This window comes from Pauljensenia sp. 20925_1_34, from assembly GCF_041432775.1.
Taxonomy (GTDB): domain Bacteria; phylum Actinomycetota; class Actinomycetes; order Actinomycetales; family Actinomycetaceae; genus Pauljensenia.
The window spans coordinates 1-23,999 of the sequence record NZ_JAPWAG010000015.1; the positions used below are offsets into that span (position 1 = coordinate 1).

Here is a 23,999-nt window from a genome sequence, read left to right on the forward strand (position 1 = left end):
CGGGTGCGGCCTCACCCCGAGCCCCTCACTGTCAACAGTTCATACCGCGCACCCTCGACGATGCGCACATTAACCCCTTAGGTGGCAGTCTGGGCCCCTCGATGCGCACGTTAACCCCTTAAGTGGAGCATGGGCGGCCGTGCCCACGCTCCACCTATCGGGTTTAGCTGCGCATTGACGGGTTAACACTGCCACCATGGCTACCTCCCACAGGCGAGTTCCCCGCAAGACTCCAGCCCTGACTCAGGAATGCACTCATTAAGGAGCAATACACCCGATCAGAAGCTGTGTAATCTCCCCGATCGGCTGCAATACTCACCGCAACAACCAATTAGTCTTCGGCAGCCGCTGACCGTGATGCGTGCCTTTATATCTGGCGCGCTTGTATAGGTAATGTCGGCTGCACAAAGTAGTACGTCAGACGACAGTGCGCGCGCCGAGCATCGCTGCTGCGCGGCACTTCTCGTATCACGAGGTGCGACGCGCGACGCGGAAGCCCTGCGCGGAGTATATGGTCGCGTAGGTGTGGCCAGGATGAGCAGCACTGGCCCAGGACTCGGCGTCAACCTCGGCACCGCCCCACGCGTAGGACTGCCGGTCGACGACAACATACTCAGGCGGGGCATCCATGCCGACGGTCGTGCCCACCCAGTAGACGTCGCGGCCCGGCACGAGGCGCGCGAGCAGCGTCGTGTCCGTCTCGACGGACGCCCCCACAGGCACCGCATCGATCGCGCCCTGAGCGGCATCCAGGCGCGGGCTATCCGTGAGGACGGGCAGCTTCCACAGGGGCAGGGACGTGGCGGTGAGCGCCAGGGAGATAGCGGGCACGCACGCAGCCGCCCACGCTAGCGCGCGGCGCCTGCCGGACGAGGCCGGGGCTGAGTTCGCGCAATCCGCGTCGGTCTCACCCGCGGCAGCAAGGCCGGCGGGCGCGTCCGCGGGCGCAAGCCACCCGGCGATCACGTCGAGGAGGGCGCAGGCGGCAATGGGTACCAACACGGCGTTGTAGTGCCACGAGCTCCACTGGTAATAGGCGTCGACCGAGCCCGCGAATCGCCAGGCGAGAGTGGGCAGCACGAGCGCGAACCACGGAGAGCGCGCGCCCACGACACCGGCTCCCGCGAGCAGAACCACAAGCGTCACGATCTTGACCGAGGGGACAGCGAGGATCTGCCACAGCGAAGGCACCTTACGGGCGGCGGTCGCCCCCGCCATCGCCGTGCCCGCCCCCGTCGCCGAACCATCGAGCGAATAGGCCCACGTTCCGGCGGGGTTCATGGCGGGGAGAAACAGCTTCACAGTCACGGCAAACGCGACAATACCGAACAGTGCGTACGCCAGGGACGCAAGCATCCCGGAACGATCCTCACCCCGCCTGCGCCACGCGAGCGCCAAGCCCGCGACGAAGACCGTCAGGCCCAGGTCCTCCTTGACCAGGATGACCGGCGCCAACCACGCCATACACGCGCCCCAGCGCCGCTCAACGAAAGCGGCACCCGCGCACGCCAACAGCGGAACCGCCACACAGACCTCGTGAAACTGAGCGGCGACCGCACCCTGCAAGCCCCAACCCAGCCCGTAGGCCAGCCCCACGAGGACCGCACCCCCGCGCCCCAGGAAGCGCTGCGCGAGCCGGGCGATCGGCAGCACCGACGCCGCAATCAGCAGATCCTGGACGATCAGGAGGGTGAAAGCCGACGGAAAGAAGCGAAAAATCGGCCCGAGCAACATGAGGATCGGATGAAAGTGATCACCCAGCAGGTTGTAGCCCGGCCCCTTGATCGAAACGATGGGCGCCTCGAAGCGCGAGTAGGCCTGGGCCGCCTCGGTGAAAATCGCGAGGTCCCACGAGGGGTCGCTGAGCGTGCGCCACTGCGCCAGCGAGAAGGAGATATACAGGGCCGCAACCGCGCAGGCGATCACAGCGGGCAGCCACCACGCCGTGACGGCACGCGCGACGCTCGATCGATCCGGGAACCTCACCTGACCATCTCCGAGCGGCGCGTTGCCGCATCCTTGTCCTCCGCCTCGTCACGGGACGAGGCCGGGGCCGGGTAGGGCACACCGATCCCCTGCTCGTGGTCGGCGCGGCGCTTCGAACGAGCGTCCGAGTGGAAGACCTGGCTGACGGTCGCGCACACAGCGTCGAACATGCGCGCCGGGCGGTTGAGGGATCCGAGGGATCGGTCCGCACCCGAGTGCGTGAAGTTGCAGGGGACCTCCATGACAGACAATCCTGCACGCAGCACGCTGAGCGTCATGGCAGCCTCGAGAGCGTAGCGGCCCGCAAAGGGCATGGCGGCATCGATGGCCTCGCGCGTCAGGCAGCGCTGGTAGCTCAGCGGGTAATGGCAGTACCAGCCGGTCTTGCGGCGAATGAGGCGGCGCATGACAGCGGGGCCGTAGCCGGAGTACTCGCGCCCGGTGGCGGGAACAGCGATGCTCATGTCCGTCTGTCGGGCAAAGAGGGCCTCGACCAGCGCGGTGGCCTCGACCGCGGATTCGCCCAGGTCGGGCGACAGCAGCAGGATGTGACGGGGAGGACCGTCGGGGCGGTCACGCATGGCGGCGACCTTCACGCCCGTTTCGATGGCCGAGGCGCGCCCACGCTCCACGGAGTGACGCACGACGACAGCGCCCGCAGCCCGGGCAGCGCGGCCAGTATCATCCGTCGACCCGTCATCAACGACAATGAGAAGGTCAACGCCCGGTATAGCGCGGCACGCACGCACGGTGGCCGCAACGGCACGGCCGACGTTGTGCGCAGCGATGACTGCAGCGACGCGCTGCGGGTGGGAACTTCGAGATCCGCTGGCATAGTTCACACTACATAGTTTACGGGTGGCGGGGCGCGATTGCGCCCCGCCACCCGTAATGTGAGCGACAAGCCCGCCTAAACGGCAGGTAAAAATAGGCTCAGCGGATCGTCACAGCGCGGGACACGAGCCCCTGACGCGCGCGGCGTTCCTTGTCATCCAGGCGCTCGGTGACGGTCAGGGCCTCGGCGAGAGCCTTGGCAAGGGCCTGCGTGCCGGGCGCGACGTCGGTCGCCCTGGCGCCCTCGGGCAGCTCGAAAACCGGGACGATCAGGCCGCACGCGCGGAAGGAACCCACATAGCGCGAGCCCTCACCGACGTTGGCCTCGCCGCGCGCGGCCAGGCGGGCCAGCGCGTCGAAGAGCTTGGTCTCGTCGTTGTCCGTCAGGAAGCGCACGAAGTTACGGTTCATCTCGCACCAGTACGCGCCGGGCACGCCGGGCACCGGCTCGGTCGGGATGATCTCGTCGCGGTTCTGCTCGAGCGCGCGGCGCGTCTGCTCGTCGATCTCTTCGGCCGGGTCGAACCAGAAGGAGAAGTCCTCCTCAAGCTTCATGTCCGTGAAGCTCGAGGTGTCGACGATGTCCTGGAGGCGTTCGGAGGGCTCGCGCACGTCGATCGAGATGACGCCCTCGTCACCCGCTTCCTTCGCGGCGATCGCGGCGAGCAGCGCGGCGCCCGCGTCGTGGCTGAGGTCCGCGGAGTTCGAGCGGGTCTGCAGCGCGACGAGGATGCGCCCGTCGGGACGCACCATGGCGGGCTGCCCCTCGGGCAGGAGAGTGACGAAGTCAAATTCAATGGCGCCGTGGTCGGCGTCGGTACGTGCGGTCAGCGTGGCCGCCGGGATGAGCTCGCGCATGGCGACCAGCTCGATCTCCTTGGGCAGACCCTCGTAGGGACGTGCAACAAAGGGGATCGGCGGGCGATACGCCTTGAGCTTGGCGGGATCGGTGACCTTCTTACGGCGGCTAGCTTTACCCATGGGAGTAATCGTAGCGGGTTTCCCCCAATCGACGAGGTCAGGGCGGGGCGAGCCGGTCCACTCACCCCCCGCGCCTCCCCAGACCCTGCCTCGTCAGCGACACCCCGGGCGCCCCACACTCCGCCCCCTTCCTGTCCCCCTCCCCCCACACTCCGCCCCCTCCCCAATGTCGCACGTAATTTGGGTCCCCTAAGTTTTATAAGGCATCGAGAAAAGCGCGGAATTTCAACGATCTGATTTCAAAACTTGAAATAGCTCGAGGGGAATTACGTGCGACATTTTTGGGTAAGCATGCAAGAGGCACACGGGTGAGTAGAGCGAACCCGCAACTGTCGGCCCGGGCAGCGGGCGGCACCCCTCCCCCCACACTCCGCCCCCTCCCCCAATGTCGCACGTAATTTGGGTCCCCTAAGTTTTGTAAGGCATCGAGAAAAGCGCGGAATTTCAACGATCTGATTTCAAAACTTGAAATAGCTCGAGGGGAATTACGTGCGACATTTTTGGGTAAGCATGCGCCTGCGCAGGGTCCGGGCCCGCGCCTCGTCAGCTGGCAGCGCCTCGCGCCAGGACCTCCACGCCGGGCAGGGACGCCCGGTAGGAGGACAGGAAACGCTCGTAGCCGGCCACGCCCTCGGGGCTCGGATCCAGAGTGGACACCGAGGCGCCCGCGAAGACGCGCTCCGAGAGGTAGGCGGGCAGCGTGAGGCCGGACTCGCCAGCGGCCAGGACCGCGCGATAACGCGCGAGCACGGCGATGCCCCACGCGCCGCCCTCACCGGCCGTGTCGCCAACGGAAACAGGGATGTTCAGCGAGTCGGCGAGGATCTGCTGCGCGACGCCCGGCGTCTTAAACAGGCCGCCATGAGCGAAGAGCGAGTCGAGGCCGACGCCCTCCTCACGCAGGATGTCGACGCCAATGCGCACGGCCGCGAAGACGCTCATGAGCTGGGAGCGCATCGCGTTCGCCAGGGTCACGCGCGCGTCGGGGCTGTGCGTAAACACGGGCTGGGCCGCCTCCTGGCCGACGAGGGGCTCGGCGGACAGGGTGTTGTAGGCCATGACGCCGCCAGCGTCGACCTCGCCTGTGAGCGCGTGGTTGTAGAGGGCCTCGTAGATCGCGGGCACGCTCACCTCGGCGCTGACGAGGCGTGCGAAGTCCGCGAACCAGCCCACCCACGCGTCGAGCTCGGACGCGCCGTTGTTCGAGTGCACCATCGCGACGGGCGAGCCGTCGGGCGTGGTTACCATGTCGATCTCGGTGTGCAGCTTCGACAGGGACCGCTCGAGGACCGCCATCAGGAACACGGACGTGCCGCACGAGATATTGCCCGTGCGCTGGGCGATCGCGTTGGTCGCGATCATGCCGGTGCCCGCGTCACCCTCCGGCGGGCACAGCGCGATCCCGGGCTGCAGTGTGCCCGTCGGGTCAATGAGCGCCGCACCCTCGGGGGTCAGCACGCCCGCGTCCTGGCCAGCGCTCAGCACGGTCGGGAGCACGTCGCGCAGGCGCCACGGGACCCGACTCGCCACCAGGGCCTCGTACTGATCGAGGTAGGACTCCACGTAGGTGCCGGTCTCCGAGTCGATCGGGAACATGCCGGAGGCGTCGCCGACGCCCATCACATGCAGGCCCGTTAGCTGGTGATGGACCCAGCCGGCCAGCGTCGTCAGGCGGGCGACACGCGGGGCGTGCTCCTCGGAGTCGAGGACCGCCTGGTGCAGGTGCGCGATCGACCAGCGCAGGGGGATGTTGAATCCGAACAGTCGGGTGAGCTCGTCCGCCGCTCGCCCCGTGTTGGTGTTACGCCACGTGCGGAAGGGCGCGAGCAGGCGACCCTCGGCGTCGAAGGCCAGGTAGCCGTGCATCATGCCCGAGATGCCGATCGAGCCGTAGGAGGCCGGGGTGACGTCGTAGCGCTCGCGCACGTCCGCGACCAGGGAGGCGTAGGCGCCCCGCAGGCCGGCCACGGCCTCGTCGAGGGTGTAGGACCACAGACCGCCCTCCAGATGGTTCTCCCAGGCGTGGCCCCCGGTGGCGAGGACTTCATGGTCGGGGCCGATCAGGACGGCCTTGATGCGGGTCGAGCCAAACTCGATGCCGAGCGCGGTGTCGGCGGCGGCGATGAGCGCGCGGGGGTCGGTGGTCACGTGTACTCCTAGTGTCTTCATTGACGAGGCCGGGGTTGCGTTAACGGTAACACTTTCGCGCACGCAACGACAGCGACCTGTGGACCTTTATCGGACACTCTGTTCACTATTAGTGTCTTGATTCCTGATTGTCGTGCCCCTATAGCATGTCGATCATCATTTCATTCACGACTCATTACGGATCACACACTCTTCCAACTATTTCCAAAGAGCAATAGACTACGCGTAGTCACATTTGAGGAGGACACATGTCTACGGCACGGGTTGCACGCTCCGTCAAGCTTGATCCCGAGATCGACGCCCGTCTCACGGCCCTCGCTAAGCGGACGGGACGAACGAAGTCGTTCTACATGAATCGCGCGATCGAGTCAGCGCTCGAAGAGATCGAGCTGGCCTACTCGCTGCAGGCGGAACTCGAGGACATTCGCAGCGGACGAGCCGCATCTGCGGGCCTTGACGAGGCGGTGAAGTCCCTTGGCCTGGAGGGCTGAGCTGTCACCGCGTGCACTGAAGCAGCTCAGCAAGCTCGATAAGCCAACCGCACGCGGTATCATCGACTACCTCCGCGAGACTGCGAGCGGCGAGGATCCCCGTTCACGAGGGAAGGGACTGACCGGCTACCTCGCTGGCTTCTGGCGATACCGTGTCGGCAACTATCAAATTATTGCTTCCACCGAAGATGATGAGTTACTGACCCTCGCCATCAACATCGATCAGCGGTCACGCATCTACCGCTGACCTACCTTGCGCCGAAGCCCTCGATGAAGAGCTCACGCGCGCGGTCGATCGCGGCCAGCTCCTTGTCCGTGAGGGGCTTGGCGGCGCTGCGACGGATGAAGGTGAGGACGACGGAGGCGTAGACGTCCGAGGCCAGGGGGAGCACCTCCTCGTCGACGCGACCGCGCGCCCAATCGGTAAATACCGAACAGCACGTGCGATACAGCTGCTCGTGCAGGTCGCCGTCGCCTCCCACACGGATTGCCAGCAGGGTTGTCAGGGCCTGCCCATTGCGCGCGTACACGTCGGCGAGGTGGCGGGCGACGGTGCGGGCGTCGCGCCCCTCGCCGAACCACAGGCCCTCGAGGGCAGGGGTGATCTCTTCGAGGAGGAAGGACACGACCTCGGCCAGGAGGGCGTCCTTGTCGGTGTAGTGGTCGTAGAAGGTTGTGCGCGAGACCATCGACGCGCGACAGATGTCCGCGACGCTCACGTGCGCGTAGGGCTTTGCCTGGCACGCCTTGACGAGGCCGGAGCGGATCGCGCGGCGCGTCTTGCGGATGCGCAGGTCCAGGTTCTTCTCGGCCTCGCGCCCGTGCTTATCCTGGCTCCGAAGGTACACTGTTCTGCTCCCCGATCATTTTTCCACTATCGATAGGCTTATCCCACGCATAGCGGTCGTGCCGTCCGGTATCCAACACTCCGTTTGTTATTGTACGGCTCACCGCACGTAGACCCGCGATACGGTCGATGCATGTTCACCGAATACACCGGCAATCGCCAATTTGACCTGCAGCTGAACCGTTACCTCGGACCGATTCTGGACCGGCCTGGAATGGATCCGTTGACGACGAGCACCCTTGCCCGAATCCGTTCCACTTCCCAGATCACGCAGTTCGCCGGGCGCATGGCGGCTCGCTTCGACGCCGAGGGGGACGCGGCGGCCGCGTGGCGACTCTACTGTCTGGCCGCCTTCTACCTGCCCGAGCACGACCAACGAAAGCGGCACTTCATCGACGCGGCATCGCGTAACTTCGATGCCTCTCACACTCACCTGGCGATGCGCCGACATACAGTCCCCTATAAAGATGGCTCACTGACGGCGATCCACTGGCAGGCTGATCCTGACGATCGTGCCCGCTTCCCCGACGCGCCTTCCACCCTCGTCATGATGAACGGCTTCGACGGGTACGCGGAGGAAATCATCGACTTCGCGTCCCACTTCCCGACCCGCCCCTTCGACATCATCACCTTCGACGGTCCCGGCCAGGGGCACACGGCGGCAGCGGGCATGCCCCTCGAGCCCGAGTGGGAGCACCCGACGGAGGCGGTGATGGACTACTTCGGGGTGACCAGCGCGGCCGCGCTCGGCGTCTCCTTTGGCGGCTACCTCGTCACGCGCGCGGCCGCCCACTGCCCGCGGATCACTCACGTGATCGCCTTCGACATGATGTATCGGCTCCTGGACGGCCTGACGGCGCCACTGCCTCGCGCCCTGCGCCCAATCGCGGAGGCGGTCGTCAAGAATCCGAGGCCCGCGCGACTCATCGATGCCGGTCTGGGGATGGCTTCACGACTCAGCGCGGATCTGGCGTGGAAGCTTCAGCAGGGGCGGTACCTCACGGGACTACACAGTCCCAGCCAGGTGCTGCAAGCGTTCGGCGACTACACGATGGAACCTTTCGAGGGGCGCATCACCCAGCCATGCCTCGTCCTCGCCGGCGACGCGGATCAGTACGTTCCCTTTGAGCGCTTGGGCGACGTACGCCGAGCGTTGCGGAACGCGGAGTCGCTGGAGGTGCGCGCGTTCCATTACGCGCAGGACCCGGATATGGCCCAGCACTGCCAGATTGGTGATCTGGACCGCGCCTTCGCGATCATGGGTGAGTGGCTGCAGGCACCAATGAAATCACTCCGCAATTCAATTAAGCTGTGAGCGCTTCATTTTCGATAACTTTTATCGAAATCGGATCGATGATGTAGCATATCCCTATGCATATCCTGCGATTCACGTTTGAGAACCATCGCTCGTTTCGCGATGAGGCCACCCTCGACCTGACACGGCCCACACTCAAGACGCTCCACCCTCCCAAGGGCACAGAGTGGACCGACCACATCCACCACGTTGACGGCATCTACGGCGCAAACGCTTCAGGCAAGACTAACGTTCTCGACGCGCTCCATTACATGCTCAGCGCTATCTACGCCTCAGCGACGTCATGGCTTGAAAATGAACACTTTCCACGGAAGCCATTTGCTCTAGACAACGAGTCCGAAGAAGCTCCTTCCAGCTACGAGCTAGAATTTGTGCACGACAATGTTCGCTATAAATACAAGTTCACAGCCACAAATGAAGGAATTCTGAATGAAATCCTATACGAAGTTGGCCAAAAGTGGAGAAGAGTCTTTAGCCGCTCCAGCGACGGACACGTACAGGAGCTACCCGGCCTGCCGCGCGTTGCCAAAAGGGAACTTGCGCTATCACGCGCTGGGCAACTAGGTTTCACCAAAGCCCATCCAGTATGGACGGGCATAATGAATGGTTTTGACATCTATCGAGTCGGCGAACGAAAGATAAGAAACCGTATCAATAGCATCGCGAAACAACTTCGCGACCACAACATGGACTTAAATGAGTTAATAACCTTAGCAAGGATCGCGGATACGGGGATTACCGATATTGAAATCGAAGATCCCGATCTACCACCCGAAGTTGCAGATGCCATCAAAGAGTTATTTATCAAAAAATCTTCTACTCAGCGAGTAACTAGAGAAGGAAAGACGCAAACCGGATCCCAAAACACAAAAGAGGACTTGGCAGACATTATTCCGCCAAATCTTCTCTTCCATCATAGCGACAGCGGACGCACACTAGAGGAAGACGATGAGTCAACCGGGACTTTAGCCTGGCTAGCCCTTGGCATGACTGCAATTGATGCATTAAAAGAGGGACAAGTGCTCGTCGTTGACGAACTTGGTTCAAGCCTTCACCCGCAGCTCTCGCGCCTCATCATCGACTGGTTCGATGACCCTGAGATGAACACAACAGGCGCACAGCTCATTTTCACGAGCCATGACATGACACTGCTCGACGCAGGCCGTGGTAACAGAGAGAAACGCGAACAGGTGTGGTTTGTCGAGAAAGGCGCCGATGGGGCGAGCGAACTCTTCAATCTCTCAGATTTCCCCCTACAGAAGGGCAGCAACATCGCCAAGCAATACCTTGAGGGACAATTTGGAGGCCTTCCTTATACTGCACCTTCGCTCGTGTACAACCTATTGAACACCCACAGCACAGAAGAGAAGTAAGACCCTTGCGACGACCTAATCCACGGAATTCACGTAAGCCAAGACAACACAAAACGCGTTACGCAGTCTTCACAGAAGGTCGTGTAACCGAACTTCAGTACCTTGAACAATTACGCCAACGTATACGTCCTCAACACGCAGAGTTTAAGTTCATCAAGATCGGAAAAGACCCTTCAGCAATCTATAAGAGATGCCTGAGAGTCCTTAAACAGGATAACTTCGACCAAGGAATTATCGTGGTGGACGTAGACCAGCACGAACGACTCGAAGAGATGCTTGATGATTGCAGACGCTCTCCTCATGTGAACGCACTCGTTTCCAACCCGTGTTTCGAGCTGTGGCTGCTGTGGCATGCCACCGATAGACGGGGGTATACAGAAACACGCGAGTGTATCAGGCTCGCGCGCATCAACAATCTGACGGGAGACAAGGACCTCAACACGAAGTTCCCAATTGCCAACTTCCCCGAGGCCGCGAAGCGGGCACAACAAGCGTGGTCGGAGCTCGCACCGAACGAGAAGGGCCCCAACCCGTCATCCGCCATGCCGTGGCTCATCGACCTAATGACAACGCCTCCCCTGAAAAACTAGCTCAGCTCAGCTCAGCTCAGCGGACGGCAACCCCGCAGCGGCGCATGATCGCGTGCATGACGGCGGCGGCACCGTCGTTTTCGACGGCGGCCGTCACGTGATTGGCGTGGGCGCGCACCTCGTCGGAGGCGCCGCCCATGGCGACACCGAAGGCGGCCCATTCGATCATCGCGATGTCGTTGGTGCCATCCCCGACGGCGACGGTCCCAGACACGGGAATACCCAGTCGCGCCCGCAGAGACTCCAGGCCACTCGCCTTGGTCACCCCGAGCGGCTCAATATCCGCCCAGGACGTCCAGCCGACGAACACCTCGTGGGTGCGCGACACGTCCAGGGAGGCCAGGATCCGATCGAACTCCTCGCGGTCCGTGTCGGCGGCGCGCACCACGATCTTCGGCGTGGGCGTGGAGGCCAGCTCCTCCATCGACACGATGCGGTGATCGCTCCCCTCGATCTCATTGTTCGGGAAGGGAGCGGAGAGCAGGATGTCGGGGTGCGGCATCGACGCGAACACCGAGCCGGGCACGGCCGAGGCGATCTCCTCTAGGATCGGGCCGGGCACGAAGGTGCGCTCCTCGACGATCTCGCACGTCCCGCCGCTCACGCGTACGAGGGTCGCGCCGTTGTTACACAGCGCCCACCCGTCCGTGAACTCCAGGGCGTCGAGAACGGGAATCACACCCTCGAGCGCGCGGCCCGAGGCGATGAGCACGTGGGCGCCCGCGTCGGCGAGGCCGTGGATCCCCTCAAGGACGCGCGGGGTCGCCCCCGCGGGGGTGAGGATCGTGCCGTCGATGTCGAGCGCGACCAAGACCTGGCCCGCCGACGTCGGAAAGTAGGCGGGCAGGGCGGCCGAGGCCTCGTCGAGAAGAACCTCGAAGGGGCGAGCGACTTCCCCGGTGGAGGGGACCGTCAGGAAGCGCTCTTGGCTCATCGAGCGACGGGGGTCAGGACCTCGAGTCCACCCAGGTAGGGACGCAGCGCCTCGGGCACGTAAACCGAGCCGTCCTCCCGCTGGTGGTTCTCCAGGAAGGCGACGATCCAGCGGGTGGTGGCCAGGGTGCCGTTGAGGGTGGCGACCGCGGTCATGCCGTCCTCGCGACGCTCGCGAATGCCGAGGCGGCGCGCCTGGAACGTCGTGCAGTTCGAGGTCGAAGTGACCTCCATGTAGCGCTCCTGAGTGGGCAGCCACGCCTCGCAGTCGAACTTGCGGGCGGCGGAGGTGCCCAGGTCACCGGCGGCCGTGTCGATGACGCGGTAGGGCAGCTCGACCTTGGCGAGCATCTCCTCTTCCCACGCGAGGAAGCGCTGGTGCTCCTCGGCGGCGTCCTCGGGGCGGCAGTAGCTGAACATCTCAGCCTTGTTGAACTGGTGGACGCGGATGATGCCGCGCGTGTCCTTGCCCGCGGAGCCGGCCTCGCGGCGGTAGCAGGTGGACCAGCCCATGTAGCGCTTAGGGCCGGCGCTCAGGTCGATGATCTCGTCGGCGTGGTAGCCGGCGAGGGCCACCTCGGACGTGCCCGTCAGGTAGAGGTCGTCGGCGGGCAGGTAGTAGATCTCGTCGGAGTGCTCGTTGAGGAAGCCGGTGCCACCCATGACCTGCGGGGTTACGAGGGTGGGGGTCATCATCGGCACGAAGCCGTTGGCGAGCGCCTGGTCCATGGCCATCGTCATGAGGGCCAGCTCGAGGCGGGCGCCGATGCCCTTGAGGTAGTAGAAGCGGGCGCCGGAGACCTTCGCGCCGCGCTTGGTGTCGATCGCGTCCAGGCCCTCGCCGAGCGCGAGGTGATCCTGGGGCTCGAAGCCCTCGGCTGCGAAGTCGCGGGGGGTGGGGCCCTCGTGGCGCAGGACCACGAAGTCGTCCTCGCCACCGACGGGGACGCCGTCGACGACCAGGTTGGGCAGGAGACGCGCGAGGCGGTCGGCCTCGGCGTCGGCGGCGTTCGCGGCGGCCTCGGCGGCCTTCACCTGCTCGGCGAGCTCCTTGGCCTGAGCCAGGATCGCCGGACGTTCCTCCTTGGAGGCGCGGCCCACGGACTTGGAGACCTCTTTTTGGGTGGCGCGCAGCGTCTCGAAGGCCTGCAGGGCCTCGCGGCGGGCGGCGTCGGCCGCGATGATCTCATCGACGAGGCCGGGGTTGGCTCCGCGGGCACGCTGGGAGGCGCGGGCGGGTTCGGGGTTGTCACGCAGGGCACGCACATCAATCATGTCTCCCATCCTATGCCAGGTAGCCCCGCCGTGTCCCTTGCCGTGCGCGATACCAAATCCGAACCGCAGGTCAGGGTTATGCACCAACCAGCCGATCAATTGGATTAAAAACCTGAAAGTTATCCACCTTTGGTGCATAACCGTGTGGATAAGTTGAGCCCTCGCGCACGCCAGCAGGTCACAGCCAATATGAACAGCAACGAAAAGACCATCCACAACCTGTCCACAACCACGCAATCCACAAGGGCACTAAGATGTGCACATGGACGGAATATACTGGGCACTCGCAGCCTCCGCCGTAGCCGGAACGATCGGAGTCGCGCGTCTAGCAACCTGCTTCACCCGCCGGCACCGTCGCCGCAAGGCCCTTGACATCCCCGCATCGGTGGACGACCCGACGCGCGGACGGCCACGTCCCTGGATCATCATGAACCCCTCCAAGCACGAGGACCCCCAGGCCTTCAAGGACCGCATCAACCGTAAGGCCAAGGAACTGGGCATCGATCACGTGCACTGGCGCGAAACCACCCGCGAGGACCCCGGCACCGGGCAGGCCGTGCGCGCCCTCGAGGAGGGAGCCTCCGTCGTCATCGCCGCGGGCGGAGACGGGACTGTGCGCGCCGTCGCCGCCGGCATGGCAGGATCCGGCGTCCGCATGGGCATCATCCCCGTGGGCACCGGCAACGTCCTAGCCGGAAACCTCTCCGTCCCCGACGACCCCGAAGAGGCCCTCGCCGTCGCGCTCGACCGCAACCACCGCGCCGTCGACCTGGCATGGGTGCGCGTCGAAGACGTCACCCAGGAGTCCACTCAGCCCGCCGAGGGCGGACTGCGCCTCGCGGCACGCACCGCGCTACACCCCGAAGCCAGCGCTGCGGACCAGGGCGCCCCGGCCTCGTCGATTGAGCCGCGCGCGGACGAGTACGCGTGCCTCGTCGTCGCGGGCATGGGCTACGACGGCGCAACGATGGCGGACACGAACCCCGAGCTGAAGAAGCGGATCGGATGGATCGCCTACGTGTGGGCGGGCCTGGGCGCAATGGGCGTGCCGCGCATGAAGGCGCGCCTGACCCTGCGTTCCCCCGCCGCACGCGTGGCAGATCCCCTGGGCGTCGGCGACCAGATTGCCGGGGACAGGATCGACGAGGCCGAGGCGACCTCCTCGCGCACGGAACCCCTGCGCTCGCCCGCCGATGAGATCACCCGCGTCGAGGCGCGTTCCGTCATGTTCGCGAACGCGGGCGAGCTGAAGATGCTGGTCCTCGCCCCCGATGCGGAGCTGTCGGACGGCCTCATCGACGTCATCGCGGTCGACGCGCACGCCGGCTTGCTCGGCTGGGCGGACGTGACCTGGAAGATGCTCGGCCAGCTCATCGGCCTGCGCCCCATCAACCTGCCGGTCTCGACCGGCACGGTCGCATTCCGCCAGGCGAGGGGCGCGTCCGTCACGGCCGAAGAAGCCCAGGTGTGCCAGGTGGACGGCGACGCGATCGGCCTCGCCCACACCATGCACATTCGCATGCAGGCCGGCGCCCTCGACATCGCCGTTCCCGTCGAGCGCACGTGGATGGAGCTGCTGCCCGGCTAATTCGGCCCCGTCATAGAGCGCGCCCCGACCTCGTCTGACACGAGGCCGGGGCGCAGCACGTTGTCAGTGTGGACGCGAAGGTGTCAGACCAGCGGCCAGCACGGGGCGGCCCCGCCCGCCTCACCCGTGCCGTCGCCGCCGTGGAGCAGGTCCGAGACCCACGCGCGACCCGCGCGGAAGGCGTCGTCCGTGGTGCCCGGTTCGACGCGCGCGCGAACGCCGTCAACGCGCGGGTAGGAGCCCATGAAGCGGACCTCCGGCGAGTAGCGATGCAGGCCCACGAGGGCAGCCTGGACACGCTCCTCGCGGATGTGGCCGACGATATCGATGCTGAACGTGTAGTTGCCGAGGCCATCGCCGCTCGGGCGCGACTCGATGCGCGACAGGTCGACGCCGCGCGCCGAGAACTGCTCGAGGAGGGTCAGCAGGGCGCCCGACTCGTTGACGGGCAGGGCCACCTGGATGGTCGTCTTATCCGCGCCGGTCGGCGGGGGCACCACGCCGGGGCGGGCCACGAGGACGAAGCGGGTGATCGCGCCGGGGTTGTCGGCGACGTCGGTGAACAGGGCCTCCAGGCCGTAGGTGTTGACCGAGACTGCGTTGCACAGGGCAGCGTCGAAAGACGCATCGCCGTCGGAGAGGAGCTCGGCGGCGGCAGCCGTCGACGTGGCGGGCACGTGGATCGCACCGGGGAAGGTCTCCTCGACCCAGCCGCGGCACTGCGCCCACGCATGCGGGTGGGTGCCAATACGGCGAATATCCTCGGGGCGTGTGCCCGGCAGGACGGCCAGCTGGAAGACAACATGGACGTGCATCTCGGCGACGATGACGAGGGGCTCGCCGTGCGAGAGCGAATCCAACGTCGCATTCACGCCGCCCTCGATGGAGTTTTCAATCGGGACGACGGCGCGGTCGGCCTCGCCACGGCGTACGGCCGCGAGCGCCTGCGGGGCACTCGTCATCGGCATGAGGATCGCGCCGGCGGGAGCGACCTGGTGGACGGCCTGTTCGGTAAAAGTTCCGAAGGGTCCGAGGAAGGCGATACGAAGCTTGTCGCCCAGGGGCGCGGGGCCGGGAATGTTCGTCGTCATGAAGTCAAGGGTATCGACCCGCGCCGAGCACGGTCGTCACTGTCCGCACGTCACGGGCGCTTTGTGGCCTACTCGTCGCCTGATTGAGGGCCCTCCGGCTCCTCGGCTCCCGGCTGGACGGACCTGATGCCGTCGGCGAAGGCCTGCGCTCCTCCGCCGGGGGTGACCCAGCCGCACGCGGTGATTTTCCACAGCTTGGCGGTGCCGCCCTCGTCGACCAGCTCGAAGCCCCTCGACGTGTCGACGCCGTAGAGGCCGGGGTGGCGGTTGGAGCGCTGAATGTTGTAGTAGCTGCCGTCTTCTTCCTCGTAGAAGTGGGTGATGCCAAGGTTGCGCACGACCTCGCACACCTCGGGATCGTCGGCGATGTCGCGGAAGCGCTGGGTGAGGACCTTTTGCGAGGCCCCGTCGGCGTTCACCGTGCTGAGCTGGGGGAAGACTGCCTTGCGGCCCGCCAGGGTCTCGACGTAGGCGGCGCCCGCGATAGGGTCGCCCAGGATGAGGGCGTCAGGGTCGGTCGTGGAGGCCATGCGGCGCAGCATCGCGAGCTCGTCCTCGCTGGCCATGCCGGACTTGCCCAGGCGCGTGGGATCGTACACGGAGGCGACGGCGGAGTTTCTCGCGTCGATCGCGCCGAAGCTGGACATGAGCACGACGATCGCGCCCACGCCCACCTGGAGGGGCCAGCGCGGCGCCTCGACATTGTCGTCAAGCCCGCGCTCGACCAGGATCCGTCGCAGGGAGGAGGTCCATGCCGCGTGGAAGAGGTGGACGATGGCGGCGGCGCCGACGGCCATGAGGACGGTCAGAGCGATGTCTTCGACGCCCATGATCCGTCGCCCGTCCTTGTACCAGGGGGCCAGCAGGTAGGTGCGCAGCGCGGAATCTGGCGCGTAGGCGAGGGCGGTCAGGAAGGCCAGAATCAGGTAGGAGACGAGCGGCCAGGCCGGCATGGGCGCAGCCTTGTCGTTGTCAACCAGCGCGGCGGCCTCATCCTCGTCGCCGTCAAGGTCACACCTCGCGTCCGCCGCGTCGCGCACGCCGGGGCGCCGCATGAGCGTGTGGAGGCGGGCAGTCACGATGATGCCGGCGATCAGGAGGAGCACCTGGATGAGCGTCCACCACGCCATGGCCGTGGTCTGCGCGAAGGGCGGGTAGGGCAAGAGCGCGTGGGAGAAGGCCTCCGACCAGCTGCTGCCTTTCCTCGGGTAGCGGCCCATCGCCTGGATCTTCGGGGAGGACAGGGCGATCAGGGGCAGGACCACGACCGCCAGGCCCGCGCCGATCCACGGCAGGGCGGCGAGCTGGCCTCGTCCCTCGCGCGCGAGCGAGGTGCGAGTGAAGAACCCGATCACCATCAGGAGGGGCGCGGCCAGGAAAGCGAGGAGGGAGAATGCGGCGCTAGGGTGCGCGCCGACGAGGCCCAGGCAGCCCAGGAGGAGGAAGAGCCCTTGGGGGATGCGACGGGCAAAAGATCGGGCGCCGCACCCGTCGCTCAGATCCGCGGCTAAGCGTCGACCCACGACGATCGCGACCGCGGCCACGCCGGGGACCAAGGCCGTGCCCGTAGAGTTGGGCCACTGGTTGTACATGGTCAGCGCGTCAGCCGGCATATTCGGCAACATGCCACCGATAATCGGGGCCGCCAGGAGGGCCGTGCGCGATCCCGTCAGCACCGAGACCAGGGCGGCCAGGCCCGTCACCCACACGGCCATGAGGACCAGGGAGGACACGTTGGCGGTCTGGACGACCGAGTCGAAGCGGGCGAAGAGAGCAACGAAAGCGTGCCAGCCCGTCGGGTAGTAGACGCGGCGCCCGCCGTAAAGCTCGTGGAGGCCACCAAAGGGGCTGGCATCCTTGCCGTACAGGATCGCGTGGACGCCATTTTGGTGGAACGTCGGATCCCACTGCTGAACGGGATTCGCGGGGTCAGCCACGGACATCAGCGGCCAGGCGGCCAGGAGGAACCCGACGACAATCGTCCCCCACGTCGCCGTCCGGATCGCGGCCTGACGCCCGCCGATCGGCACGCGCACGCCAATGGCCTCGCGGAAGGGAACGCCGTTGAGCGCAAAGCCCCCGTTGACGCGGCGAAAGTAGCTCAGGGCCCACGCGGCCGCGCCGCCGACGGCGCTCATGCCCAAGACGGGCATGACCGTGGAGGGCTCCCACGGGATGTCAAGCGCCGGATAGAGGACCGACAACGCGGTGATCAGGCCGAAGGTGAATGCCGGAGCCGCGCCGATGGCAACCAACGACGAGCGCACGCCCGCGCGCAGCCACATGAACCCCGGCAGCACCAGGGCCACCAGCATGGCCAGCAGGGTCGGGAGCAGCATCCACCAGGCCAGCATGGATTACTCCTTGTCGGAAGCGGCGCGGCGCTTGCCGATCATCTCGATGATGACGGGCAGGACCGACGCGAGGATGATGACCGCCAGGATGACCGTCAGGTTGTCGTGCACGAAGGGCACGTTGCCCAGGAGCGCACCGACCAGGATGAAGCCAGCGCCCCAGATGCTTGCGCCCAGCGTGTTGAACAGCAGGAACTTGGGGTAGGGGTAGCGGGCCATGCCGGCGGCGATCGGGATGAAGGTGCGCACGAAGGGGATGAAGCGCCCGATGACGAGGGAGCGACCGCCGTAGTTCGTGAAGTAGTGCTCAGCCTTCTCCAGGTGCTCGGTCTTGAGGAAGCGCGCGTCCGGCTTGAAGAAGCGGCGTCCCCACTTGGCACCCAGGAAGTAGCCGATCTGAGCACCCACGAAGGCGGCAATCACGACCAGGAGGATCAGGGTCGGCAGGTGAATACCGAGCTTGTCGTGCAGCAGGCCGGCGGTGAAGAGCAGCGACTCGCCCGGAAGGACCGGGAACAGGACACCCGACTCGATAAGAACAATGAGCATCGTGCCCCACAGGACCCACGGACCCATCGCGTCAAGAAGGGTCTCAGGATTCTTAAACCACTCGATAACTGTGTGAAGCATCGACGGATCCGATGCTGACGCGAGTGTCAACCAGGTCACGATAAGGCCCTTTTCTGCCGGGAATGTGTCCCCCTAACCCTACCTTTCTTGACCGCGAATATAGGATGGTCAACATGAGGAAGCGCAAGGAGTCACACGACGGCCCCCCGGCCGCCGGTACGAACATCCTGTTCGTCCCCTCGTCCGCCGAGGATCCGACCTCGCTAGGGGTCGATGATCTGATGGGCATGATTAACGAGGCCGGGGCATCGTCAGCCCCTGCCCAGCCGCAGGAGATTCCCCCGTCTGAAGCCAAAACCGAGATCATCGACGCCGTCGTCGCACCCTCCGTTTCCACGCGCGGATCCGCCACTCCCCCCAGCTTCGCTCCCACCGCCGTGATTGTGCCAGAGTCGGCCATGGCCTCCCCCGTCGTCGTTAAGAACACGCTGGAGACGCCCGCACCCCCTCCCGAGGCCTCGTCGATCGTGAACGCGCCCGCACCTCCCCCGGCACCCGAACCCGAGGACAACGCTCCCCCGGCCCCCGACGCCACAGACGCCATGGTTCCTGAGCCCCCGCTTCCCCCCGACACGCCCGAGGCCAGCTCCGCCCCGGCCGACAACGACGCGCAGGCTTCCTCCGACGCACCCGACCCCGCCGACTCACCCGCTCCGGACGACAGCGCTGACGCCGAGGCCCCCGCCTTCACCTCCACCGACGACGCGGAACCCGAGACCGCCCCCGCACCCGAGCCGACCGACTCCACCGACGCGGCCGAGACGACCGGCGCGCAGGCAACCACGGCCTCGGACGTGGTGGCACGAGCCAAGAGCGGCGAGGTCGCCCTGCCCGTCCCCGCGCGCAGGCTGCGCCTGCCCCGCCCCGCCTACATTGCCGACCGCATCTTCACGATGCGGCGCAGGCGCGAGGACGTCGTCGACGTCGTCATCTCGATCCTTGCGATCCTCGTCATCTGGACCATCGGAACCGTCGCCAGCGCCACCACGCGCGGCGTCACCATGGACGTCCTGCAATTCCAACTCATCCGCCAGATTCTGATCCTGCCCGTCAACCTGGTCGAGGGCCTCATCATCCTGATCGCACCGATCCTGGTGATCATCTCCCTCGCGCTGCGCAAACGCCTGCACACCATCATCCAGGTCATCGTCACGAGCATCGTCGCAGCCCTCGGCGGCTGGGTCATCGCTATCCTCACCGGACTGCTGCCCGCCTACCTCACGATCCCCCTGAGCGTCGACCGGCTCATCGCCACGCAGGGCTACAAGAGTGGCTTCGTGATCGCCATCAACCTGGTGATCGTCACACTGTGCGCCATGTTCACCTCCGCCGGCGAAGCCCAGTCCATGCGAGCCATTCGCTGGGGCTGGACGGGCGTGTGGATCATTCTCATTCTGGGCGTCCTGCGCTCCTCCATGACCCTGCCCGTCGCCTTCATCTCCGTGTTCCTCGGCCGCGCGTTCGGGTCCGGGTCACGCTGGATCATGGGCTACGACGACCAGAGAGCCAAGGGAACCGCCCTCGTCGAGGCACTCCTCGGCATCGGCATCACGCCCTCGAGGATCGTGCGCACCGACCTGGACACCAGCACCGAACCGCTGTCGACCTGGGCCGTCGCCGAGAACGCGCGCGGACGCCTCGCCCAGGTGCCCGCCGATCTGGGCGACATGGGCATCACCGTCACGCGCCGCCCCGACCCCGACCACAACCGCCACTACCAGGTGTGGAGTGACACCGGGTTGGCCTACGAGCTCATCGTCATGGACCCCGGCCAGGAGCTGACCGGCACCCTCCTCGAAATGTGGAACAACCTGCGCCTGCGCGGCATCAGCCGCTGGGTCTCCCCCTCCCTCAAGGCACAGGCCGAGCGCTCCTCGTTCACGACCCTGCAGGCCCTGCGCGCCGGCGTCTTCACGCAGGAACCCATCGCGATCGCCTCGGCGAACGACTCGATCATCATGGTGCTCTCCGCGCTCCCGCCGACCACTCCCCTGACGGAACTGGGTGAGCAGGTCACGGACGAGGTCTTGGATCGCGCGTGGGAACAGCTGCGGTACGCGCACACGCGGGGTATTTCGCACCGCGCCCTCACGCCTGAGGCCGTCGTCGTTGACGCCTCCTCGGACGTGTGGCTGCTGGACTGGGATTCCGGCGAGGTCGCGACAAGCGAGCTCAACCAGTCCATCGACATCGCTCAGATGCTGGTCCTCACCGCCCTGGCCGTCGGCCCTGAGCGCGCGCTTGAGGCGGGTCGCCGCTGCGTTGGCGACGAGACCCTCATCGCGTGCGCGCCCGTCATCCAGAAGCCGGTCCTGCCCGCATCCGTCAACCAGCTGCTGCGCCGCTCCGACCTGCTCAGTGACCTGCGCGCCGCCCTCGTGGGCGATTCCGAGGCAGAGACCGCCCCCACGGCCGACCTGCAACGCTTCCGTCCGCGCACGATCTTCACAATCGCGATCGCGTTCATCGCGGTCTTCATCGTCGTGTCCTCGCTCAACTTCAGCGACCTCGTCACGACGCTCAAGAGCGCAAACCCGTGGTGGATGGCCGCATCCGCCGTCCTGGCCTGCCTCATCTGGGTGGGGTCGGCCGTGCCGCTCATGGCCCTGTCCCCCGAGAAGCTGCACTTCCGTGACACGCTCATCGCGCAGGTGGCCGCCTCGATCATCACGGTCGTCGCACCCGCCGGTGTGGGTCCAGCCGCCCTGAACCTGCGCTACCTGCGTAAGCGCCGTGTTCCCACCGCTGCCGCCGTCACCACGGTGACGCTCATGCAGATCTCGCAGGCGCTCATCACGATCATCCTGCTGCTGCTCGTCATGGTCAGCGCAGGCTCCTCCCTGTCCGTCTCTCTCCCCTACGGCACGATCCTCGCGGTCGTCGCGGTCGTCATGCTCGCGGTCGGCGTCATCGTGGCCGTCCCGAAGGTACGCCGCTGGATCTGGGCGAAGATCCAACCGACGTGGCAGCAGGTCTACCCCCGCCTCCTGTGGATCATCGGCCAGCCTCGCCGCCTCGCCGCGGTCGTTGCTGGGAACCTGCTCATGAACATCGGCTACGTGGGCGCGTTCTGGACCGCCATGGTCGCCATGGGTGGCTCCCTGAACTTCTCGACGGTCGCGATCACCTACCTGACGGCCAACGCCGCAGGCTCCTTCATCCCCTCCCCGGGTGGTATCGGTACCGTCGAAACGGCCCTGACCTCGGGCCTGACGGTTGCGGGCGTTTCCTCCTCGGTCGCCATCGCCACGGCCCTGCTCTACCGTCTCGTCACCTTCTACGGGCGCATCCCGTTTGGCTGGCTGGCCATGAAGTACATGGAGAAGAAGGACCTGATCTGACGCGCAGGCGTAGCCCCCTGGGCCCTTCCCTGCGCACGTTAACCCCACAGGTGGCAGTGTGGGCCCCTCCATGCGCACGTTAACCCCACAGGTGGAGCATGGGCACCCCTGCCCACGCTCCACTAGTAGGGCCCAGCTGCGCAGAGACGGGTTAGTACGACCACCTATCGGGCCCAGCTGCCCGCAGCACCGCGATCCGCCCGCCCGTTGCCGCACCAGCGCTTCGTGCGCCACCTAAGCGATCGGGGCCACCCATCGACGTGAGATACCGCGTTCCCGATCAATCGGGCGCCCCGAACCACCACACGCGCGCAAACAACAGGATTACTTCTACTAACTTCAAATTTGGATCAAATTTGAAGTTAGTAGACGATCTGTCGCACTACCGGATCTCCGCATCACATCTCGCCACATCAGAGCCGCGGCGATACCAACACCTCACGCAACTCCTTAATGACGTGCTGGAGCAAGGAACGCATCAAATCTGGGGATGCCTGGGACAACGCCTCACCAAGCATGCCAGCAGGGTCAATAATATGAGGAGCGGTCATCGTTGTGCCTCCACATCATTTCGAGTCAGAAGTAGAGAGCTTTCTCGAAGGATCACACGGTGACCGCACCCATATCAAACGGGCCGACCACCACACGGTTACACCACTATGCGGGACGCTACTACGTACGGCTTCCTTCGCCAGTCACCCACGTTCCGATTCCCAGTGTCACGTGCGCACAACGATGGCCGAGGCCGTGGCACGCACGCCACAAGCCTCACCACTGCGGGCACCCACACAACAAACGAGGCCGCGACCGGAACACCCGGCCACGGCCTCGTCAATGGCGCTCACACTAGGACGGGCCTACCACAGGCGATTCGAGCGCACGTAGTAGGCCGACTGGACGCCACTGACGCCCCTGATCACGTCGATAGACCCGGCGGGCACGCTCAGCCCGAAACCCTGCACGACGTACCCGTACTCGTACTCGACCGTGACGGGCTCGCCGGGGAAGAACTCGGCCACGGCTTCCCTGATCGACGCAAGAACGGTCGCACGGTCGGCGCCCTCCTCAAGGCGCACGACAACCTCGACGCTCTCAGAGGGTCGGTACCAACTTCCAACCATGGCCGCCTGGACGCCCGCCGCCTGCGTCACTCCCACCTGAGCCGCGGGCGAGGCCATGGCGACCGAGGGACTTGCGACCGCGAGCGCGCACCCCACGACGCACGACAGGACGATAGACGACTTCTTCAATGACATGATGTGCTCCTCTATGGTTATGGGTGACCACGTGGGAACGCAGCGGCGCGCCCCTGTCAGCTCCGGGATAACCGTAGCACAAGAACGTATCTGACAAACCCCTTTTTACTGCTATACAGCCGGTAAGTTCGGCGTGTACAACTCCTAGTCTTGTTTCTTCGTGCGACGGATATCCGTGCGGGCCGGCTGGCACGACCAGACGCCAGACAACAAGCGAGGCCGCGATCGGATAACCCGACCACGGCCTCGTCGCGCGGGGGCTTTACTGCACCCGCATCTCGCCATCGAGGTACGCGGACTCTACGCCGTTCGCGCCCCGAATCGCCTCCAGCGCCCCGGCGGGAGCACGCAGCGACCACCCCTGAAGGGCGTTCACGTATTCGCGCTCAACCTCGACGGACTCGCCCGGGAAGGCGGCGGCCACGGCCTTATTGATCGAGGCGAGGGTCGCCGCGCGGTCGGCCCCCTCCTCAAGGACGACGACGAAGACGGCGGGGCCGGTGGCTTCCACGTCGCCGGCGGAGTCGGCCGGGCCGCTCTGCGCGCCCGGGCCGCTCTGCCCGTCCCTGGACGTCAGCGCGTTGTCAACGTCGCCCACGGGCAGGGTCGGGGCAGCAGACCCGGGGCCCGACTGAGCGCCTGACTGAGCGCCTGACTGAGCGCCTGACTGGACGGCTGAGGGCGACGAATCGACAACCGGGTCGGACTGGGGGGCGGGGGCCGGGGAGGAACAGCTCGCGACCGCGAGCGCGCACGTGCCGACGCCTGCCATCAGGGCAGCGGGTTTCTTCATGGACATGGGGTGCTCCTCCGTCATTCTGGGCGGCTACCTCGGGCCTTGGATCCCTGCGTTATGTTGGCCGCCTCGCCCAACATACCTCAGTCGCGCGTCGGCTCGCTGGAGTGCCCGCGATGAGGAGAGGGGAACGAGGCCGGGGCGCGCATACGGGAGGGCCCGGGAACTCT

General features: G+C 65.7%; 19 protein-coding genes. 7 read left to right on the forward strand and 12 right to left on the reverse strand.

Going from position 1 to position 23,999, the window contains the following annotated elements:
* Positions 1 to 468 precede the first annotated feature (468 nt).
* The 4 genes from O3669_RS06860 to O3669_RS06875 all read right to left on the reverse strand — a co-directional run bounded on the left by O3669_RS06860 (position 469) and on the right by O3669_RS06875 (position 5,949).
* Positions 469 to 1,986 (reverse strand): DUF2079 domain-containing protein, encoded by a 1,518-nt coding sequence (locus O3669_RS06860; protein WP_371524144.1) that lies wholly within the window; start codon positions 1,984 to 1,986, stop codon positions 469 to 471.
* Positions 1,983 to 2,828 carry a glycosyltransferase gene (locus O3669_RS06865; protein WP_295920329.1) on the reverse strand — a complete coding sequence of 282 codons (846 nt, stop codon included), beginning with the start codon at positions 2,826 to 2,828 and terminating at the stop codon, positions 1,983 to 1,985. Before O3669_RS06865 ends, O3669_RS06860 begins: the two co-directional genes overlap by 4 nt.
* A 91-nt stretch (positions 2,829 to 2,919) precedes the next feature.
* Positions 2,920 to 3,801 carry a DUF5926 family protein gene (locus O3669_RS06870; RefSeq protein ID WP_371524146.1) on the reverse strand — a complete coding sequence of 294 codons (882 nt, stop codon included), beginning with the start codon at positions 3,799 to 3,801 and terminating at the stop codon, positions 2,920 to 2,922.
* Positions 3,802 to 4,344: 543 nt separating this feature from the next.
* Complete coding sequence (locus O3669_RS06875) at positions 4,345 to 5,949, reverse strand: xylulokinase (RefSeq protein ID WP_371524147.1); 1,605 nt, start codon at positions 5,947 to 5,949, stop codon at positions 4,345 to 4,347.
* A 248-nt stretch (positions 5,950 to 6,197) separates the two neighbouring features.
* On the opposite strand from O3669_RS06875, the gene O3669_RS06880 reads away from it, so the two are divergent.
* Positions 6,198 to 6,440: a ribbon-helix-helix protein, CopG family gene (locus O3669_RS06880; protein WP_371524148.1), complete on the forward strand. Its 243-nt coding sequence runs from the start codon at positions 6,198 to 6,200 to the stop codon at positions 6,438 to 6,440.
* Positions 6,424 to 6,687: a type II toxin-antitoxin system RelE/ParE family toxin gene (locus O3669_RS06885; protein WP_371524150.1), complete on the forward strand. Its 264-nt coding sequence runs from the start codon at positions 6,424 to 6,426 to the stop codon at positions 6,685 to 6,687. The genes O3669_RS06880 and O3669_RS06885 overlap by 17 nt, the downstream gene beginning before the upstream one ends.
* 1 nt (position 6,688) lies before the next feature.
* Here the strand turns inward: O3669_RS06885 and O3669_RS06890 are convergent, their stop codons facing one another.
* Entirely contained in the window at positions 6,689 to 7,288 is a 600-nt protein-coding gene (locus O3669_RS06890; protein WP_371524151.1) for a TetR/AcrR family transcriptional regulator, read from the reverse strand.
* A gap of 132 nt (positions 7,289 to 7,420) precedes the next feature.
* On the opposite strand from O3669_RS06890, the gene O3669_RS06895 reads away from it, so the two are divergent.
* From O3669_RS06895 to O3669_RS06905, 3 genes are read left to right on the forward strand one after another with little or no spacing between them, the layout of a single operon-like run.
* Positions 7,421 to 8,602: an alpha/beta fold hydrolase gene (locus O3669_RS06895; RefSeq protein WP_371524152.1), complete on the forward strand. Its 1,182-nt coding sequence runs from the start codon at positions 7,421 to 7,423 to the stop codon at positions 8,600 to 8,602.
* A gap of 56 nt (positions 8,603 to 8,658) precedes the next feature.
* A complete protein-coding gene (locus O3669_RS06900) occupies positions 8,659 to 9,975 on the forward strand; it encodes an ATP/GTP-binding protein (RefSeq protein ID WP_371524153.1) in 1,317 nt (438 codons plus the stop codon).
* A gap of 5 nt (positions 9,976 to 9,980) precedes the next feature.
* Entirely contained in the window at positions 9,981 to 10,565 is a 585-nt protein-coding gene (locus O3669_RS06905; protein WP_371524154.1) for an RloB family protein, read from the forward strand.
* 16 nt (positions 10,566 to 10,581) lie between these two features.
* Here O3669_RS06905 and O3669_RS06910 read toward each other — a convergent pair whose 3' ends face one another.
* Entirely contained in the window at positions 10,582 to 11,499 is a 918-nt protein-coding gene (locus O3669_RS06910; protein WP_371524156.1) for an HAD hydrolase family protein, read from the reverse strand.
* Positions 11,496 to 12,773, reverse strand: a complete 1,278-nt coding sequence (gene serS, locus O3669_RS06915) for a serine--tRNA ligase (protein WP_371524157.1) — start codon at positions 12,771 to 12,773, stop codon at positions 11,496 to 11,498. Before serS ends, O3669_RS06910 begins: the two co-directional genes overlap by 4 nt.
* 262 nt (positions 12,774 to 13,035) lie before the next feature.
* Between serS and O3669_RS06920 the strand changes: the two genes are divergently transcribed.
* Positions 13,036 to 14,361: a diacylglycerol kinase family protein gene (locus O3669_RS06920; RefSeq protein WP_371524159.1), complete on the forward strand. Its 1,326-nt coding sequence runs from the start codon at positions 13,036 to 13,038 to the stop codon at positions 14,359 to 14,361.
* Positions 14,362 to 14,444: 83 nt separating this feature from the next.
* On the opposite strand, the gene pheA is transcribed toward O3669_RS06920, so the two are convergent.
* From pheA to O3669_RS06935, 3 genes are all read right to left on the reverse strand, one after another.
* Positions 14,445 to 15,452, reverse strand: a complete 1,008-nt coding sequence (gene pheA / locus O3669_RS06925) for a prephenate dehydratase (RefSeq protein WP_295921366.1) — start codon at positions 15,450 to 15,452, stop codon at positions 14,445 to 14,447.
* 68 nt (positions 15,453 to 15,520) lie between these two features.
* Positions 15,521 to 17,806: a DUF6541 family protein gene (locus O3669_RS06930; protein WP_371524161.1), complete on the reverse strand. Its 2,286-nt coding sequence runs from the start codon at positions 17,804 to 17,806 to the stop codon at positions 15,521 to 15,523.
* A gap of 3 nt (positions 17,807 to 17,809) precedes the next feature.
* On the reverse strand, positions 17,810 to 18,436 hold the full coding sequence (locus tag O3669_RS06935; protein ID WP_295921361.1) for a DedA family protein: 627 nt from the start codon (positions 18,434 to 18,436) through the stop codon (positions 17,810 to 17,812).
* 113 nt (positions 18,437 to 18,549) lie between these two features.
* Here O3669_RS06935 and O3669_RS06940 point away from each other — a divergent pair, with 113 nt between their 5' ends.
* Positions 18,550 to 21,777: a flippase-like domain-containing protein gene (locus O3669_RS06940; RefSeq protein WP_371524163.1), complete on the forward strand. Its 3,228-nt coding sequence runs from the start codon at positions 18,550 to 18,552 to the stop codon at positions 21,775 to 21,777.
* Between the two features lie 857 nt (positions 21,778 to 22,634).
* Here O3669_RS06940 and O3669_RS06945 read toward each other — a convergent pair.
* Both O3669_RS06945 and O3669_RS06950 read right to left on the reverse strand, forming a co-directional pair.
* On the reverse strand, positions 22,635 to 23,033 hold the full coding sequence (locus tag O3669_RS06945; protein WP_371524164.1) for a hypothetical protein: 399 nt from the start codon (positions 23,031 to 23,033) through the stop codon (positions 22,635 to 22,637).
* A gap of 262 nt (positions 23,034 to 23,295) precedes the next feature.
* Positions 23,296 to 23,832, reverse strand: coding sequence for a hypothetical protein (locus tag O3669_RS06950; RefSeq protein ID WP_371524165.1), 537 nt, complete (start codon positions 23,830 to 23,832; stop codon positions 23,296 to 23,298).
* Positions 23,833 to 23,999: the final 167 nt, after the last annotated feature.

What these genes read in the sequence shown, in the direction of transcription:
- O3669_RS06870 (WP_371524146.1), bottom strand. Translation starts at nt 3,801, where the DNA reads ATGGGTAAAGCTAGCCGCCGTAAGAAGGTCACCGATCCCGCCAAGCTC.
- O3669_RS06880 (WP_371524148.1), top strand. Translation starts at nt 6,198, where the DNA reads ATGTCTACGGCACGGGTTGCACGCTCCGTCAAGCTTGATCCCGAGATC.
- O3669_RS06895 (WP_371524152.1), top strand. Translation starts at nt 7,421, where the DNA reads ATGTTCACCGAATACACCGGCAATCGCCAATTTGACCTGCAGCTGAAC.
- O3669_RS06900 (WP_371524153.1), top strand. Translation starts at nt 8,659, where the DNA reads ATGCATATCCTGCGATTCACGTTTGAGAACCATCGCTCGTTTCGCGAT.
- O3669_RS06910 (WP_371524156.1), bottom strand. Translation starts at nt 11,499, where the DNA reads ATGAGCCAAGAGCGCTTCCTGACGGTCCCCTCCACCGGGGAAGTCGCT.
- serS (WP_371524157.1), bottom strand. Translation starts at nt 12,773, where the DNA reads ATGATTGATGTGCGTGCCCTGCGTGACAACCCCGAACCCGCCCGCGCC.
- O3669_RS06920 (WP_371524159.1), top strand. Translation starts at nt 13,036, where the DNA reads ATGGACGGAATATACTGGGCACTCGCAGCCTCCGCCGTAGCCGGAACG.
- pheA (WP_295921366.1), bottom strand. Translation starts at nt 15,452, where the DNA reads ATGACGACGAACATTCCCGGCCCCGCGCCCCTGGGCGACAAGCTTCGT.
- O3669_RS06930 (WP_371524161.1), bottom strand. Translation starts at nt 17,806, where the DNA reads ATGCTGGCCTGGTGGATGCTGCTCCCGACCCTGCTGGCCATGCTGGTG.
- O3669_RS06935 (WP_295921361.1), bottom strand. Translation starts at nt 18,436, where the DNA reads ATGCTTCACACAGTTATCGAGTGGTTTAAGAATCCTGAGACCCTTCTT.
- O3669_RS06940 (WP_371524163.1), top strand. Translation starts at nt 18,550, where the DNA reads ATGAGGAAGCGCAAGGAGTCACACGACGGCCCCCCGGCCGCCGGTACG.
- O3669_RS06945 (WP_371524164.1), bottom strand. Translation starts at nt 23,033, where the DNA reads ATGTCATTGAAGAAGTCGTCTATCGTCCTGTCGTGCGTCGTGGGGTGC.
- O3669_RS06950 (WP_371524165.1), bottom strand. Translation starts at nt 23,832, where the DNA reads ATGTCCATGAAGAAACCCGCTGCCCTGATGGCAGGCGTCGGCACGTGC.